This is a genomic window from Streptomyces sp. NRRL F-2580 (genome assembly GCF_000720115.1).
GTDB lineage: Bacteria > Actinomycetota > Actinomycetes > Streptomycetales > Streptomycetaceae > Streptomyces.
The window spans coordinates 61,766-78,075 of the sequence record NZ_JOIR01000005.1 but is presented as its reverse complement, the minus strand read 5'-3'; the positions used below and the strand labels follow the sequence as shown (position 1 = coordinate 78,075).

Sequence of the window (16,310 nt, the reverse complement as noted above, 5' to 3'; positions counted from 1 at the left end):
CTGACGCAACGGCTCCGTCCCGAAGGGGACGGAGCCGTCGGCGTTCACGGGCCCGCGGTGGGCGAGGCGGCGGTGGCCGTGACCGCCTGGGTGGCCGTCGGCGACGGCTCGGCGGTCTCGGTCGGCGTCGGGGACGGCCCCGCGGTGGTCGGCGGGGGCGAAACCGACGACGGCGGCGGGGAGTTCGGCGGCGTCGCGGACGGGCGGCGGGACGGGGTCCGGCCCGGCGTGCGGCCCGGGGTCGGGGCGGTGGCGCTCTGCCCCGGCTGCGCGGCCTCCGAAGCGGGGGCCGAGGCCGCCGGCGGCTCCGGTGCAGGATCGTTCCCGCTGACGCTCGGCACGGTCGGCGTGACCACGGCCGACGGGGTCGAGGAGACCGCCGGGCCCTGCGCGGGCGGCGTGTCGTCCGAGGAGCCCAGCGCCAGTGCGACGACCGTGCCCAGCGCCACCACCGTCAGGGCTCCCGCCCCGGCCAGCAGCACCAGCTTGCGCCGGTCCGGGCGCCGGTCCGGCGCGGGCGCGGGCTTCGGGGCGGCGGGCGGGGCCGGCTTGGGCGACAGCGGGAAGGCGTCCTCGAACACCTCCGACAGCTTCGTGGGCGGCTCAGGGCTCCGGTTCACCGGCACCACCGGGGTCATCCGCGTCACCGCCTCGGCGGAGACCGGGCCCACGGGCACCACGGGGGCGACGCGGGCCGACGGGGCCGGCCGGTTCGCGGCCGGGGCGGCCTTGGCGAGCGGGGCGGTCGGGGCGGACGAGGCCGCCGGGGTGGCCGCGATGGCCTTGGTGGCCGGGGTGGCCGGGGTCGGCACCGTCAGCGCCTCCGAACCCGCCCCGAGGGCGGCCGGCGCCTCCAGCCGCAGCGGCGGCGACGCCGCCACCTCCGTCTCCCGGTCCACGACCAGCGCCAGGGCGCGCCGCCCGGCCACCGTGCCCCGCTTGTCGGCCAGCGCGCCGCGCAGCCCGATCGAGGTCTCCAGCTCGGCCCGGGCGCGGTCCAGGCGCCCCTCGCACAGGGCCAGCACGCCGAGCTCGTGGTGGAAGTACGCCTGCTCGGCCACCTCTCCCGCCTTGCGCGCGGCCTCCGCTCCGGAGCGCAGCACCCGCTCCCACGCCTCCCAGTGCAGCGAGCCCGCGAAGGCCGGAGCCGCCGTCCGCGCCAGCAGCACCGCCGCCACCACGTCGGCGCCGGCCAGCGCCGCGAGCACCGCGTCCGCCTCGGCCGCGACCCGCTCCGGGGTCACCGAGGCGTGCCCGGTCCACCAGGCGTAGTGCCGGGCGGCCGTACGGGCCTCCTCCGCGGCGGTGTCCCCGTACCCGGCCTCCTCCAGCTGCCGTGCGACGCCCGCGGCCAGCCGGTAGCGCGTCCCGACGCCCGTCAGCAGCCCACAGGCCAGCAGCTCCGCCACCGCCGTGTCGGCGTGGGTGTCCCCCACCAGGGCCGGCAGGTGCGCGTGGTGCGGCAGCTCCCCGCCGAGCGCGCAGGCGATCCGCAGGGCCGCCCGCGCCGACTCGCTGACCCGCGAGGCCAGCAGCTCGGCCGGGGCCGCGCCCTCGGCCAGCGTCGGCAGCGGCACCTGCGCGGGGTCGCGCGGGCGCTCGTCGAAGACGCCGGGCTCCTCCTCGTCGTCGTCCTCGGCGGTGTGGTTGAGCTCGTCCCGCTGCCGCAGCAGCGCGGCGGCCTGTACGAAGCGCAGCGGCAGCCCCTCGGAGGCGAACCACAGGTCCCCCGCCCAGGCGGTCTCCTCGTCCGTCAGCGGCCGTCGGACGCCCGCTTCGAGCAGTTCCAGGCAGTCGGCCTTGGCCAGCCCGGTGAGGAAGACCTCCTCGATGTGCGAGTCGTCGGAGGGGGAGCGGGTGTCGGGGGTCGTGGCGAGCAGGTAGGCGCATTCGGGGGTGGCGCGCAGCAGTTCGTCGAGGGCGGGTCCGCCCATCTCCAGGTCGTCGAGGAGGACGATGGCGCCGATGTCCCGTACGCGGGCGAGGAGCTCGTCCCGCTCGGGCCGCTCCCCCGGGGCGTCGTACACGGTCGCGTAGAGCGTCTGGAGGAGTTCCGAGGGCTGCTGGTGCCCGAACCCGGAGAGCCGCACGAGGCCGTCGGGCGCGAGGCCGGCGCACCGGGCGGCGACCGCGTCGAGCAGCACGCTGCGGCCGGATCCGGAAGGCCCGGTCAGCCGTACGGACCGGCCCCGTGCCAGCAGCCGGACGAGGCGTTCCTGCTCCTCGTCGCGGCCGAGCAGGGCGGGTATGGGGCCGCCGGGGCCCGGCAGGGCGGGTACCCGTGCCGCGCGCTCCCGGGCCGTACGGGCGGCCGCGTCGCGCTTGGCGGGGCGGCCCCGCTCGGTGCCGGGGCGGAGCGGCTCGATCTCACTGCCGTCGACCGGGTTGACGGTGAGGGTGAAGTCGCCGGCTGTCAGGGTGACGACCCGTGCGGGCCCCTGCGGCGTGGGCGCGGCGGTCGTGGCGGACGGGGCCGGAGCCTGCCCGGATCCGGGCACGGGCGGCGCGGAGCCGCCTGCGGACTGCCCGTCCTGTTCGGTCTGCCCCTGTGTACGGTCCATGACCCAGTCCCCCGATCGCGGGCCGCGCGCCTCGCCGTCGTACCGCCCGGCCTCGGCGCGCCCGCGGTCGCTCCTGGTCCGGTTTCCGCCCGAACCCTAGACCGTGGCCGGTGGTGCGGGAAACCGCAGGGGGGCGATCACCACCGGACCGTTACGTTTCCGCAGGAAATGCAAAGGTCAGCGGCCTGCCGTTCAGACGCGGGGCAGGGACTCCGCCTCCAGGCCGCCCTCGATGGCGAGGATCCGGTGCAGGCGGGTCGCGACGAGCAGCCGCTGCATCTGGGGCGGCACCCCGCGCAGGACGAGGCGCCGGCCGGTCCGGCCGGCCCTCCGGTGCGCGCCCATGATCACGCCGAGGCCTGTCGCGTCCCAGGAGTCGAGCCCGGTGAGGTCGAGCACGAGGTCGCCGCGGCCGTCGTCGAGCGCGGTGTGGAGGGCCGTACGGGCGTCCGCCGCGCTGCGCACGTCGAGGCGGCCCCCGACAGCGAGTTCGGCGTGGTCGCCCCTGATGTGCATGTGTACTCCCGGCAGTACTGCGTACGTATGGTCCGACTGGTCCGTGGTCGGCAACTCTCACTTCAACTGACTGCCCCACGGGCAGGGAAGTTGCCGACCGTGAGCGAACCGATACCTAATTCACCCGGAGGGGTGAACGAAATATTCGAACGGTGGTGCTCGGTGGCTGGCCCGGCCTCAGTGCTTGTAGAAGCCCTGGCCGCTCTTGCGGCCGATGTCGCCCGCGTCCACCATCCGGCGCATGAGCTCCGGCGGCGCGAACTTCTCGTCCTGCGACTCGGTGTAGATGTTGCTGGTGGCGTGCAGCAGGATGTCGACGCCCGTGAGGTCGGCGGTGGCCAGCGGCCCCATCGCGTGGCCGAAGCCCAGCTTGCATGCGATGTCGATGTCCTCGGCGGAGGCCACGCCCGATTCGTACAGCTTCGCGGCCTCGACGACCAGCGCGGAGATCAGACGGGTCGTCACGAAGCCGGCGACGTCGCGGTTGACGACGATGCAGGTCTTGCCGACGGACTCGGCGAACGCCCGCGTGGTGGCGAGGGTTTCGTCGCTCGTCTTGTAGCCGCGCACGAGCTCGCACAGCTGCATCATCGGGACGGGCGAGAAGAAGTGCGCGCCGACGACCCGCTCCGGACGCTCCGTCACGGCCGCGATCTTGGTGATCGGGATGGCGGAGGTGTTGGAGGCGAGGATCGCGTCCTCACGGACGATCTTGTCGAGGGCCCGGAAGATCTCGTGCTTGATCTCGATCTTCTCGAAGGCGGCCTCCACGACGATGTCCACGTCGGCCACCGCGTCGAGGTCGGTGGTCGTCGTGATGCGCGCGAGCGCCGCCTCGGCGTCCTCGGCCGTCAGCTTGCCCTTGGAGACGAACTTGTCGTACGAGGCCTTGATCCCGTCCGTGCCACGGGTCAGCGCGGCGTCGGTGACATCGCGCAGCACGACGTCCCAACCCGCCTGAGCGGAGACCTGAGCGATCCCGGAACCCATCAGTCCGGCACCGATGACGGCGAGCTTCCCAGCCACTGCACACCCCACGTTCTTCAAATGACCAGTCTCAAATACGGCACGGTCTCGTAGCCACTCCGGCGGAGACTAGCGTCCGGGCGGTGCGGTGTGACCGCGAAGTAACACGCGTCACGTCTCAGATGACGGACATCACACCGGTACGGCCCAGCACCCGTGCCCAGCCCTCCAGTTCAGCCGTCCTCCGGCTCGCCGCGGCCGGAGGCGGTCCGTCTACGCTGGCCGCATGGTGAACCTCACGCGCATCTACACCCGTACCGGCGACTCGGGCACGACCGCCCTCGGCGACATGAGCCGCACGGCCAAGACCGACCTGCGGATCTCCGCGTACGCCGACGCCAACGAGGCCAACGCGGCCATCGGGACGGCCATCGCGCTCGGCGGGCTGCCGGCGGAGGTCGTGAAGGTCCTGGTCCGCGTGCAGAACGACTTGTTCGACGTGGGCGCCGACCTGTGCACGCCGGTGGTCGAGAAGCCGGAGTACCCGCCGCTGCGGGTGGAGCAGTTCTACATCGACAAGCTGGAGGCGGACTGCGACCTCTTCCTGGAGCAGGTGGAGAAGCTGCGCAGCTTCATCCTGCCCGGCGGCACGCCCGGCGCGGCCCTGCTGCACCAGGCCTGCACGGTGGTCCGGCGCGCCGAGCGCTCGACGTGGGCGGCGCTGGAGGTGCACGGCGAGGTGATGAACCCGCTGACCGCCACCTACCTGAACCGCCTCTCCGACCTCCTGTTCATCCTGGCGCGGGTGGCCAACAAGGAGGTCGGTGACGTGCTCTGGGTACCGGGCGGCGAGCGGTAGGGCGCGCTATCGGCCGGTCTTCGCCAGTGCGGGCCGCTCCTCGACGCCCGCGGGGGCCTTTTTCGGCCAGATCGTGTACGCGACGGCGACCAGGGCGTGGATGCCGACCGCGCGCAGGGCGCCGAACTGCCACGCCTTGAGCGAGCTGACGTCGCCCGCGTCTCCGACGTACCAGATGGCCACCTGGAGCAGGCCGAGGGCGACGGCGGCCGCGACGACGGTACGGACCCACAGCTTCCACTCGTGCACGGCCCGCGCCTTCCCGTACCCGGCGCCGGCCGGCTTGGGGCCCCCGGCCAGCCGGTGGGCGGCGTGCCCGTCGAGCCACTTGATCGTGTAGTGGCCGTAGCCGACGGTGTAGCCGATGTAGAGCGCGGCCAGACCGTGCTTCCAGTCCGGCTCGGCGCCGTTCTTGAGGTCGATCGTGGTGACCACCAGCAGGACCAGCTCCATCAGGGGCTCGCACAGCAGGACCGCCGCCCCCAGCCTGGGCATCTTCGCGAGGTACCGCAGGGCCAGTCCGGCCGCCAGCAGCACCCAGAAGCCGACCTCGCAGGCGATGATCAGCGCGACGATCATGGGACTCTCCGTCCGCTCGGGTTCTCCGTTCCCTTCCAGGCTCCCGTCCCGCCGGGCCCGTTTCGTCGTCGCCATTGACCATGTGGGCCTGCACCCTTCGATGTAGCCGCACCTCGGCCCCTCCGCCGACGTGCGCGGCCCACGCACCCTGTTGGATGGGACCGTGACCCCGAAGAGCCTGCGCCCCCACCGTGACGACGTCCTCCTCGCGGTGGTCAGCGTGCTCGCGGGCCTGGTCTTCTGGTCGCTCGGCGTCTACAGCAGCCCCGGCCGGGGCTTCCTGCCGGCCTGGGCGGCCCTGGTCCCCCTCGTGGCCCTCGGCGCGATGGAGCTGCTGCGCCGCACCAAGCCGAATCTGACCCTGGCCGTCGGCACCCTCGGGGTGATCGCCGACCAGTTCACGGTCGGCAGCCTCGCCACCGTCGTGATCTTCACCGACCTGATGTACGCCGCCGTCGTGTACGGAAAACCGGCCATGGCCCGGCGGCTCCCGGTCACCACCGGCCTGATCACCGTCGTGGTCACCATCGCCTCGCTGGCCTGGCTGCGCACCCCGCAGGCCCTGCTGATCGGCGCGGTCACCGGCATCGTGAGCTTCGGCCCGGCGCTGACCGGCGCCACCCTGCGCAACCACCGCGAGGCCGCCGTGGCCGCCCGGCTGCGCGCGGAGCAGACCGCGCTGCTGGCCGAGATGGACCGCACCCAGGCCGTGGCCGCCGAGCGCGCCCGGATGGCCCGGGAGCTCCACGACATGGTGGCCAACCACCTCTCCGCCATCGCCATCCACTCCACCGCCGCGCTCTCCATCGACACGGCCGCGACCAGCCGCGACGCGCTCGGCGTGATCCGCGAGAACAGCGTGCAGGGGCTGGCCGAAATGCGGCGTCTGATCGGGCTGCTGCGGGATGCCGGGGGCGGCCAGGAGCCGGTCGCCGTGCCCTCGCTGGACGGCCTGGACGCCCTGGTCGCGCAGGCCGGGACCAACGGCTCGGCGAGCGGGCTGACGTTCGTGCTCCACGACGAGCGGCCGTCCGGGGAGCCGGCGGCGGCCCCCGTGGAGCTGGCCGCGTACCGGATCGTGCAGGAATCGCTCACCAACGCGCTCAAGCACGCCGCCCCGGGCACGGTCACGGTCCTTGTGGCACGCGCCGACGGACTGCTGACCGTGGCGGTGGACTCCCCGTACGGCGAGCGGCCCGGCCCCCGCGCCCCCGGCTCCGGGGCGGGTCTGATCGGCATGCGGGAGCGGACGGAGCTGCTGGGCGGAGAGTTCGCGGCGGGCCGGTCCGGCGCGGTGTGGCAGGTGCGGGCGACACTGCCCGCGGAGGAGAAGGCGGTGGAGGCATGACCATCCGGGTGGTGGTGGCGGAGGACCAGAGCGCGGTACGGGCCGGGCTGGTGCTCATCCTGCGCAGCGCGGGGGACGTCGAGGTGGTGGGCGAGGCCGGCGACGGGGAGGAGGCGGTGCGCCTGGCCCGGGAGCTGCGGCCGGACCTCGTCCTCATGGACGTCCAGATGCCCCGGCTCGACGGGGTGTCCGCCACGCGTCAGGTGGTCGCGGAGGGGCTGGCCGATGTGCTGGTACTGACCACGTTCGACCTCGACGAGTACGTCTTCGGGGCGCTGCGGGCGGGGGCCGCGGGCTTCCTCCTGAAGAACGCGGACGCGGCGGAGCTGATCGGGGCGGTACGGACGGTCGCGCGCGGGGAGGGCCTGATCGCCCCGGCGGTGACCAGGCGGCTGATCGCCGAGTTCGCGGCGCCCCGGCCGGCGCGGGCCACCCCGGCGCCGGAGACGGCCGCGGCGGTGGCCTCCCTGACCCCGCGGGAGCGGGAGGTGCTGAGCGCGCTGGGCGAGGGCCTGTCGAACGCGGAGATCGCCCAGCGGCTGGAGATGGCCGAGGCGACGGCGAAGACGCACGTCAGCCGCCTGCTCGGCAAGCTGGAACTGCGCAGCCGACTCCAAGCCGCGGTCTTGGCGCAGGAGTTGGGGATATAGGTCCGGCCCCGGGGCGGCCGCGCGCGTACCGGTCTGGACCTCTTGACGGTTGGTCCAGACCTTTCTACGCTCGCCGCAACACTGTGGTGAGCGTGCCATGACAAAGCGTGCTCACGGGCGGCGCAGGTCCCACCCCCATGTCGAGGTCCCCCACGACCGAGACGGACCTACGGAGGATCACCCTTGAGCACAGCATCCCCACCCCGCACCAGGCGCACCCGGTTCTTCACCCGCGTCGCGGCGATCGTGGCCGCGCTCGCCCTGCCCGTCACCGGGCTCGTCGTGCTCGCCGCCCCGGCCCAGGCGGCCGCCGCGGCGACCGCGACGTACACCAAGGTCTCCGACTGGGGCACCGGCTTCGAGGGCAAGTGGGTGGTGAAGAACACCGGCACCACCACCCTCACCAGCTGGACCGTGGAGTGGGACTACCCGGCCGGCACCTCGGTCACCTCGGCCTGGGACGCCACCGTCACCGGCTCGGGGACCCACTGGACGGCCAAGAACGTCGGCTGGAACGGCACCCTCGCCCCCGGCGCGAGCGCCGGCTTCGGCTTCAACGGCGCCGGCGGCGGCTCCCCCACAGGCTGCAAGATCAACGGCGCATCCTGTGACGGCTCCACCCAGCCGGGCGACGCTCCCCCCTCCTCCCCGGGCGCCCCGACCGCCTCCAACATCACCGAGACCTCACTGACCCTGAGCTGGGGCGCCGCCACCGACGACAAGGGCATCAAGAACTACGACGTCTACCGCGACGGCGCCAAGATCGCCACGGTCACCGGCACCACCTACGCCCAGACGGGCCTGACCAAGGGCACCACGTACAGCTACCACGTGGTCGCGCGCGACACGATCGACCAGACCGGCGCCGCGTCCGTCACCGTGTCGTTCACGACGACCGGCGGCACCCAGCCCCCGGACCCGGGCGGCAAGGTCAAGCTCGGCTACTTCACCGAGTGGGGCGTCTACGGGCGCAACTACCACGTGAAGAACCTGGTCACCTCGGGGACCGCGAGCAAGATCACCCACATCAACTACGCCTTCGGCAACGTCCAGAACGGCCAGTGCACCATCGGTGACGCCTATGCCGACTACGACAAGGCCTACACCGCCGACCAGAGCGTCGACGGCGTCGCCGACACCTGGGACCAGCCGCTGCGCGGCAACTTCAACCAGCTGCGCAAGCTGAAGAAGGCCTACCCGAACATCAAGATCCTGTGGTCCTTCGGCGGCTGGACCTGGTCCGGCGGCTTCCCGCAGGCCGCGGCCAACCCGACCGCCTTCGCCCAGTCCTGCTACAACCTCGTCGAGGACCCGCGCTGGGCCGACGTCTTCGACGGGATCGACCTGGACTGGGAGTACCCGAACGCCTGCGGACTGTCCTGTGACACCAGCGGCGCGGCCGCCTTCAAGAACCTGATGCAGGCGACCCGCGCGAAGTTCGGCGCGAACAACCTGGTCACCGCCGCCATCACCGCCGACGCCTCCAGCGGCGGCAAGATCGACGCGGCCGACTACGGCGGCGCCTCGCAGTACGTCGACTTCTACAACGTGATGACGTACGACTTCTTCGGCGCCTGGGCGGCGCAGGGCCCGACGGCCCCGCACTCCCCGCTCACCTCGTACGCGGGCATCCCGCAGGCCGGCTTCAACTCGGCCGACGCCATCGCCAAGCTCAAGGCCAAGGGCGTCCCCGGCGCCAAGCTCAACCTCGGCATCGGCTTCTACGGCCGCGGCTGGACCGGCGTCGCCCAGGCGGCCCCCGGAGGCACCGCCACCGGGCCCGCCCCGGGCACCTACGAGCAGGGCATCGAGGACTACAAGGTGCTCAAGACCAGCTGCCCGGCCACCGGCACCATCGCCGGCACGGCCTACGCGAAGTGCGGCAGCAACTGGTGGAGCTACGACACGCCCGCCACCATCGCCGGGAAGATGACCTGGGCCAAGCAGCAGGGCCTCAAGGGAGCCTTCTTCTGGGAGTTCAGCGGGGACACCGCCAACGGTGAGCTCGCGAACGCCATCCACACCGGGCTGCAGTAGGAAGGACGGAAGCCGGGGAGACGGGTCCGCCCCCGTCTCCCCGGCTTCTTCACGTCCTGAAGGCCTCAGGCCACCGGAACCCAGGCGACATTCACCCTCCCCCAGACTTCGTCCGGGGGGACCCCCACGCCACGGGAAAGGAATTTAGGCAACATTCACCCTCCCCCAGACTTCGTCCGGGGGGACCCCCACCCAACGGGAAAGGAATTTAGGCAACATTCACCCGTTGGCCGGGAGGCGCCGCCTCCAGCCAGGCCAGGAATCCGGTCAGCGCGTCCTCGCTCATCGCCAGCTCCAGGCGGGTCCCCCGGTGGAGACAGCCGAGCACGACGGCGTCGGAGAGCAGGGCCAGCTCCTCCTCGCCCTCCGGGGCGCGGCGGGCGACGACCTCGATGGAGGACCGCTCCAGCAGCCGGCGCGGCCGGTGGGAGTACGAGAAGACCCGGAACCATTCGATCCGGTCACCGCTGTAGCGCGCGACCCCGTACACCCAGCCCTTGCCGGAGACGTCGGGCTTGTCGGCCACGCCCCAGCGCATGCTGCAGTCGAAGGTCCCGCCGGACCGCTGGATGAGCCTGCGGCGCAGCCCGAAGACAAACAGCCCGATCACCACCAGGGCTACCACCAGGCCGCTCACAAGCAGAGCGAGGAGCATCTTCACCGACCTCCTCGCTCATCGAATACCGCATGAGAAAAAAACGACCTGCATCGCCTCAGCCGCGACCCGGTCTGGAAAATTCCAGAACGGACCGCGGCTGAGGTCTGCCGGGTACCGACGGTCGCCCCCCGGTACTCAGCGGTTCAAACTCCGACGGGCATTCAGCCCGTTACGGCGCGCAGCCGGACATCAGCGCGACGCTCGGCGGCGGCGTCCGCCTCCGCCTTCGCGCGCTCCAGTGCCCGCTCCGCACGCTGGACGTCAATCTCGTCCGCGAGCTCGGCGATCTCGGCCAGCAGGGACAGCTTGTTGTCCGCGAACGAGATGAAACCGCCGTGCACCGCGGCGACGACAGTGCCGCCCTCGCTGGTGCGGATGGTCACAGGGCCCGATTCCAGCACACCGAGAAGCGGCTGGTGACCGGGCATGACGCCGATGTCGCCGGACGTGGTGCGGGCGACAACAAGGGTGGCCTCGCCGGACCAGACATTGCGGTCCGCCGCGACCAGCTCGACGTGCAGCTCAGCAGCCAAGGTGGCTCCTCGGGTCACCACCCGGCGGGTCAGCCGGGTGTTGGGTCAAATTCTAATGGGCGTGGGGAGAGGGACGGGACACACCCGCCCCTCTCCGTCGAACCGTCGAACCGGATGCGCCCCTCGCGGAGCGCGCCGGATCAGGAGACGCCCAGCTCCTTGGCGTTGGCCTTCAGGTCCTCGATGCCACCGCACAGGAAGAACGCCTGCTCGGGGAAGTGGTCGTAGTCACCGTCGCAGATCGCGTTGAACGCGGTGATCGACTCCTCGAGCGGAACGTCCGAACCGTCCACGCCGGTGAACTGCTTCGCCACGTGGGTGTTCTGCGACAGGAAGCGCTCGACGCGACGGGCACGGTGGACAACGAGCTTGTCCTCCTCGCCCAGCTCGTCGATACCGAGGATCGCGATGATGTCCTGGAGGTCCTTGTACTTCTGCAGGATCCCCTTGACGCGCATCGCCGTGGCGTAGTGGTCCGCCGCGATGTACCGCGGGTCGAGGATGCGGGACGTCGAGTCCAGCGGGTCCACGGCCGGGTAGATGCCCTTCTCGGAGATCGGACGGGAAAGAACCGTCGTCGCGTCGAGGTGGGCGAAGGTGGTCGCCGGCGCCGGGTCGGTCAGGTCGTCCGCGGGGACGTAGATCGCCTGCATCGAGGTGATCGAGTGACCACGCGTCGAGGTGATGCGCTCCTGCAGCAGACCCATCTCGTCAGCCAGGTTCGGCTGGTAACCCACTGCGGACGGCATGCGGCCGAGCAGCGTGGAGACCTCGGAACCGGCCTGGGTGTAACGGAAGATGTTGTCAATGAAGAAGAGCACGTCCTGCTTCTGCACATCGCGGAAGTACTCCGCCATGGTCAGACCGGCAAGCGCGACGCGAAGACGGGTGCCCGGGGGCTCGTCCATCTGGCCGAAGACAAGCGCCGTCTTGTCGATGACGCCCGAGTCGGCCATTTCCTCGATGAGGTCGTTGCCCTCACGGGTACGCTCACCGACGCCCGCGAAGACCGACACACCGTCGTGGTTGTTGGCGACGCGGTAGATCATTTCCTGGATCAGAACGGTCTTGCCGACACCGGCACCACCGAACAGACCGATCTTTCCACCCTTGACGTACGGGGTGAGAAGGTCGATGACCTTGACGCCGGTCTCGAACATCTCGGTCTTCGACTCGAGCTCGTCGAAGCGGGGGGCCTTGCGGTGGATCGGCCAGCGCTCGGTGACGTTGGCGTTCTCCTCCGGGTAGTTCAGCACCTCACCGAGGGTGTTGAACACCTTGCCCTTGGTGAAGTCACCGACTGGGACGGTGATGCCCTCGCCCGTGTCGGTCACCGGGGCCTGGCGGACCAGACCGTCGGTCGGCTGCATCGAGATGGTACGGACGAGGCCGTCACCCAGGTGCTGCGCGACCTCAAGGGTCAGGGTCTTGAGCTTGCCGTCCTCGGCCGGGTCGGCGACCTGGACCTTGAGGGCGTTGTAGATCTCGGGCATGGCGTCGACGGGGAACTCCACGTCGACGACCGGGCCGATGACCCGGGCGACGCGGCCCGTGGCGGCGGCCGTCTCAACAGTGGTCGTCATTACTTGTCACTCCCCGCGGTCGCGTCAGCCATGGCGCTCGCGCCACCGACGATCTCGCTGATTTCCTGGGTGATTTCGGCCTGGCGGGCCGCGTTGGCAAGCCGGGAGAGGCTCTTGATGAGGTCTCCGGCGTTGTCGGTCGCCGCCTTCATCGCACGGCGGCGGGCGGCGTGCTCGGAAGCGGCCGACTGCAGCAGTGCGTTGTAGATGCGGCTCTCGACGTAGCGCGGCAGCAGGGCGTCGAGGACGTCCTCCGCCGACGGCTCGAAGTCGAACAGCGGAAGGATCTCGCCCTTCGTACCGCTCTCCTCCGCAGCCTGGTCGAGGCTGAGCGGCAGCATCCGGCCGTCGACCGGGTTCTGCGTCATCATCGACACGAATTCCGTGTAGACGATGTGCAGCTCGTCGACGCCACCCTCGGCCGTCTCCGTCTGGATGGCCTCGATCAGCGGCCCCGCGACGCGCTTGGCGTCGGCGTAGGCCGGGCTGTCGGTGAAGCCGGTCCACGAATCCGCGACCTTGCGCTCGCGGAAGCCGTAGTAGGCCAGACCCTTGCGGCCGACGATGTACGTGTCGACGTCCTTGCCCTCAGCGCGCAGCCGCTCGGTGAGCCGCTCCGCCTGCTTGATGGCGTTCGAGGAGTAGCCGCCGGCCAGACCGCGGTCGCTCGTGATGAGCACGATCGCGGCACGGGTCGGCGTCTCGACCTCGGTGGTCAGGGCGTGCTTGGTGTTCGAGCCGGTCGCCACCGCGGTCACCGCACGGGTGAGCTCGGTCGCGTACGGCATCGATGCCGCCACCTTGCGCTGCGCCTTGACGATGCGCGAGGCGGCGATCATCTCCATCGCCTTGGTGATCTTCTTGGTCGCCGTGATGGCACGGATGCGACGCTTGTAGACCCGGAGCTGCGCTCCCATGAGTCAGGTCCCTTCCGTCGTCACTTGGAGACGTTGACGGCCGGTGCGTCCTCGCCCAGGAGCTTGCCGTCCGAGGTCTCGAACTGGCGCTTGAAGGAAGCGATGGCGTCCGCGATCGACGTCAGGGTGTCGTCCGACATCTTGCCGCCGTCGGCGATGGAGGTGAGGAGGTCCTTGCGCTCGCGGCGCAGGTGCTCCAGCAGCTCCGACTCGAAGCGACGGATGTCGTTGACCGGGACGTCGTCCATCTTGCCGGTGGTACCGGCCCAGACGGAGATGACCTGCTCCTCGACGGGCATCGGCTGGTACTGGCCCTGCTTCAGCAGCTCGACCAGACGCTTGCCTCGCTCCAGCGCGGCCTTCGACGCGGCGTCCAGGTCGGAACCGAAGGCGGCGAACGCCTCCAGCTCACGGTACTGGGCGAGGTCCAGGCGCAGACGGCCGGAAACCTGCTTCATGGCCTTGTGCTGGGCGGAGCCACCGACACGGGAGACCGAGATACCGACGTTCAGCGCCGGGCGCTGGCCCGCGTTGAACAGGTCGGACTCAAGGAAGCACTGGCCGTCGGTGATGGAGATGACGTTGGTCGGGATGAACGCCGACACGTCGTTCGCCTTGGTCTCGACGATCGGCAGACCGGTCATCGAACCGGCACCCATGTCGTCGGACAGCTTCGCGCAGCGCTCCAGCAGACGGGAGTGCAGGTAGAAGACGTCACCCGGGTAGGCCTCACGGCCCGGCGGGCGGCGCAGCAGCAGCGACACGGCGCGGTAGGCGTCGGCCTGCTTCGACAGGTCGTCGAAGATGATCAGGACGTGCTTGCCGGCGTACATCCAGTGCTGGCCGATGGCGGAACCGGTGTACGGCGCCAGGTACTTGAAGCCGGCCGGGTCGGACGCCGGGGCGGCGACGATCGTCGTGTACTCGAGCGCGCCGGCGTCTTCCAGGGCGCCGCGAACGGACGCGATGGTCGAGCCCTTCTGGCCGATGGCGACGTAGATGCAGCGAACCTGCTTGTTCACGTCGCCGGAGCGCCAGTTGTCGCGCTGGTTGATGATCGTGTCGACGGCCAGGGCGGTCTTACCCGTCTGGCGGTCACCGATGATCAGCTGACGCTGGCCGCGGCCGACGGGGACCATCGCGTCGATGGCCTTGTAGCCGGTCTGCATCGGCTCGTGGACCGACTTGCGGACCATGACGCCGGGGGCCTGCAGCTCGAGGGCGCGGCGGCCTTCGGTCGCGATCTCGCCGAGACCGTCGATCGGGTTGCCGAGCGGGTCGACGACGCGGCCGAGGTAGCCCTCGCCGACGCCGACGGAGAGCACCTCACCGGTGCGCTGCACCGGCTGGCCCTCCTCGATACCGCTGAACTCGCCGAGGACGACCGCACCGATCTCGCGCTCCTCGAGGTTGAGGGCGAGACCGAGGGTGCCGTCCTCGAACTTCAGCAGCTCGTTCGCCATGGCGGAGGGCAGGCCCTCCACCTTCGCGATGCCGTCGCCGGCAACGCTGACCGTTCCGACCTCCTCGCGCGAGGCCGCGTCCGGCTGGTACGACTGGACAAAGTTCTCCAGTGCGTCCCGGATCTCCTCCGGCCGGATCGTGAGCTCCGCCATCTGGGTTCCCTGCTCTCCTTGTTGGGCCTGAAGCTTCTTAGGGGTCTGGGGGCGACCCCCAGGAATCTTCTGCAAGTTCTGCACGGCCCAACCGGGCCGCTAGGAATGCTTTGTTCTTTTGGTGGCTGGTCAGCCGGCCATGCGGCGGGACGCCTCTGCGAGGCGGTCCGCGATGGTGCCGTCGATGACCTCGTCGCCGACTCGCACCGAGATCCCGCCGAGGACCTCGGGGTCCACGTCGAGGTTCAGGTGCATCTGGCGGCCGTACAGCTTGGCCAGCACCGCGCCGAGGCGTGCCTTCTGCACGTCGCTGAGCGGAACCGCGCTGGTCACGGTGGCGACCATGCGGTCACGGCGCTCGGCGGCGAGCTTGGAAAGGGACTCGAGTCCCGCTTCCAGGCTACGTCCACGCGGGTGCGTGACAAGACGGATCACCAGGCGCTCGGTGACGGCGTTCACCTTGCCGCCGAGCAGGCTGCGCAGCAGCTCGCTCTTGGCGGAGGCGGTGGCCGCGCGGTCGGTCAGCGCGGAACGCAGCTCGGTGCTCGAGGAGACGATCCGGCCGAACCGGAACACCTCGTCCTCGACGTTGTCGAGCGCGCCGCCCTGCTGGGCCGCCGTGAGGTCGGCGGTGGCCGCCAGCTCCTCCAGCGAGTCCACCAGGTCGCGGGACTGCGACCAGCGGGACCGGACCATGCCGGACACCAGATCGAGGGTCTCCCCGCCGACCTGGCCGCCGAGCAGCCGCCCGGCCAGCTCGGCCTTGGCCTCGCCGGACTGCGCCGGGTCGGTGAGGACCCGACGCAGCGAGACCTCACGGTCGAGCAGCGCGGTGACGGCAGCCAGCTCACCGGCGAGCTTCGCCGCGTCGACGGACGTGTTGTCCGTCAGCGCGTCGAGACGCTCACGCGCGGAGGCCAGCGCCTCGCGGCTCGCTCCGTTCATCGGGCCGCCTCGGCCTTCTCCTCAAGCTCGCTGAGGAAGCGGTCGATCGTGCGGCTCTGCCGGGCGTGGTCCTCAAGGGACTCGCCGACGAGCTTTCCGGCCAGGTCGGTGGCGAGCTTGCCCACGTCCTGACGCAGCGACTGGGAAGCGGCCTTGCGGTCCGCCGCGATCTGGGCGTGACCGGCAGCGATGATCTCCTCACGCTGCCGCTGGCCCTCTGCGCGCAGTTCTTCCTTGAGCGCAGTGCCCTGCTCCAGCGCTTCCTGGCGCAGGCGCGCGGCCTCGTGCCGGGCTTCGGCGAGCTGGGCCTTGTACTGCTCCAGGACGCTCTGGGCCTCGGTCTGAGCGGCTTCCGCCTTCTCGATACCGCCCTCGATGGCCTCGCGGCGCTCTTCCAGAACCTTGTTGATGTTCGGGAGGAGCTTCTTCGCGAGGAAACCGAAGACGATGACGAAGGCGATCAGACCGATGACGAGCTCGGGGATCGGCGGAACGAGGGGGTTCTCTCCACCCTCAGCCGCGAGAACCAGGAGGTTCACATC

The 16,310-nt window shown here is 71.0% G+C and carries 15 protein-coding genes; 4 read left to right on the top strand and 11 right to left on the bottom strand.

Annotated elements, in window-relative coordinates; all coding sequences use genetic code 11:
- Positions 1-44: 44 nt before the first annotated feature.
- From IF88_RS0106455 to IF88_RS0106445, 3 genes are all read right to left on the bottom strand, one after another.
- Positions 45-2,561 (bottom strand): ATP-binding protein, encoded by a 2,517-nt coding sequence (locus tag IF88_RS0106455; RefSeq protein WP_051836536.1) that lies wholly within the window; start codon positions 2,559-2,561, stop codon positions 45-47.
- A gap of 192 nt (positions 2,562-2,753) precedes the next feature.
- A complete protein-coding gene (locus IF88_RS0106450) occupies positions 2,754-3,077 on the bottom strand; it encodes an STAS domain-containing protein (RefSeq protein ID WP_030708167.1) in 324 nt (107 codons plus the stop codon).
- Positions 3,078-3,254: 177 nt separating this feature from the next.
- Positions 3,255-4,103 (bottom strand): 3-hydroxyacyl-CoA dehydrogenase family protein, encoded by an 849-nt coding sequence (locus IF88_RS0106445; protein ID WP_030708166.1) that lies wholly within the window; start codon positions 4,101-4,103, stop codon positions 3,255-3,257.
- Positions 4,104-4,329: 226 nt separating this feature from the next.
- Here IF88_RS0106445 and IF88_RS0106440 point away from each other — a divergent pair, with 226 nt between their 5' ends.
- Positions 4,330-4,902 carry a cob(I)yrinic acid a,c-diamide adenosyltransferase gene (locus tag IF88_RS0106440; protein ID WP_030708165.1) on the top strand — a complete coding sequence of 191 codons (573 nt, stop codon included), beginning with the start codon at positions 4,330-4,332 and terminating at the stop codon, positions 4,900-4,902.
- Between the two features lie 6 nt (positions 4,903-4,908).
- Here IF88_RS0106440 and IF88_RS0106435 read toward each other — a convergent pair whose 3' ends face one another.
- Positions 4,909-5,481, bottom strand: coding sequence for a hypothetical protein (locus IF88_RS0106435; protein ID WP_030708163.1), 573 nt, complete (start codon positions 5,479-5,481; stop codon positions 4,909-4,911).
- 163 nt (positions 5,482-5,644) lie between these two features.
- Between IF88_RS0106435 and IF88_RS0106430 the strand changes: the two genes are divergently transcribed.
- From IF88_RS0106430 to IF88_RS0106420, 3 genes are all read left to right on the top strand, one after another.
- Positions 5,645-6,829, top strand: coding sequence for a sensor histidine kinase (locus tag IF88_RS0106430; protein WP_051836533.1), 1,185 nt, complete (start codon positions 5,645-5,647; stop codon positions 6,827-6,829).
- Entirely contained in the window at positions 6,826-7,479 is a 654-nt protein-coding gene (locus IF88_RS0106425) for a response regulator (RefSeq protein ID WP_030708159.1), read from the top strand. Before IF88_RS0106430 ends, IF88_RS0106425 begins: the two co-directional genes overlap by 4 nt.
- A gap of 183 nt (positions 7,480-7,662) precedes the next feature.
- Positions 7,663-9,516: a glycosyl hydrolase family 18 protein gene (locus IF88_RS0106420; protein WP_030708157.1), complete on the top strand. Its 1,854-nt coding sequence runs from the start codon at positions 7,663-7,665 to the stop codon at positions 9,514-9,516.
- 208 nt (positions 9,517-9,724) lie between these two features.
- Here IF88_RS0106420 and IF88_RS0106415 read toward each other — a convergent pair whose 3' ends face one another.
- The 7 genes from IF88_RS0106415 to IF88_RS0106385 all read right to left on the bottom strand — a co-directional run bounded on the left by IF88_RS0106415 (position 9,725) and on the right by IF88_RS0106385 (position 16,307).
- On the bottom strand, positions 9,725-10,171 hold the full coding sequence (locus IF88_RS0106415; protein ID WP_030708156.1) for a DUF2550 domain-containing protein: 447 nt from the start codon (positions 10,169-10,171) through the stop codon (positions 9,725-9,727).
- 164 nt (positions 10,172-10,335) lie between these two features.
- Positions 10,336-10,707, bottom strand: coding sequence for a F0F1 ATP synthase subunit epsilon (locus IF88_RS0106410; protein WP_030708154.1), 372 nt, complete (start codon positions 10,705-10,707; stop codon positions 10,336-10,338).
- 140 nt (positions 10,708-10,847) lie between these two features.
- Positions 10,848-12,290, bottom strand: a complete 1,443-nt coding sequence (gene atpD, locus IF88_RS0106405; protein ID WP_030708152.1) for a F0F1 ATP synthase subunit beta — start codon at positions 12,288-12,290, stop codon at positions 10,848-10,850.
- Positions 12,290-13,207, bottom strand: coding sequence for a F0F1 ATP synthase subunit gamma (locus IF88_RS0106400; RefSeq protein ID WP_030708150.1), 918 nt, complete (start codon positions 13,205-13,207; stop codon positions 12,290-12,292). The genes atpD and IF88_RS0106400 overlap by 1 nt, the downstream gene beginning before the upstream one ends.
- 20 nt (positions 13,208-13,227) lie before the next feature.
- The gene (atpA, locus tag IF88_RS0106395) at positions 13,228-14,823 is read right to left on the bottom strand and encodes a F0F1 ATP synthase subunit alpha (RefSeq protein WP_030708148.1); all 1,596 of its coding nucleotides are present in this window, start codon (positions 14,821-14,823) and stop codon (positions 13,228-13,230) included.
- Positions 14,824-14,952: 129 nt separating this feature from the next.
- Positions 14,953-15,768: a F0F1 ATP synthase subunit delta gene (locus IF88_RS0106390; RefSeq protein WP_030708146.1), complete on the bottom strand. Its 816-nt coding sequence runs from the start codon at positions 15,766-15,768 to the stop codon at positions 14,953-14,955.
- Positions 15,765-16,307, bottom strand: coding sequence for a F0F1 ATP synthase subunit B (locus IF88_RS0106385; protein ID WP_030708144.1), 543 nt, complete (start codon positions 16,305-16,307; stop codon positions 15,765-15,767). The genes IF88_RS0106390 and IF88_RS0106385 overlap by 4 nt, the downstream gene beginning before the upstream one ends.
- Positions 16,308-16,310 lie beyond the last annotated feature (3 nt).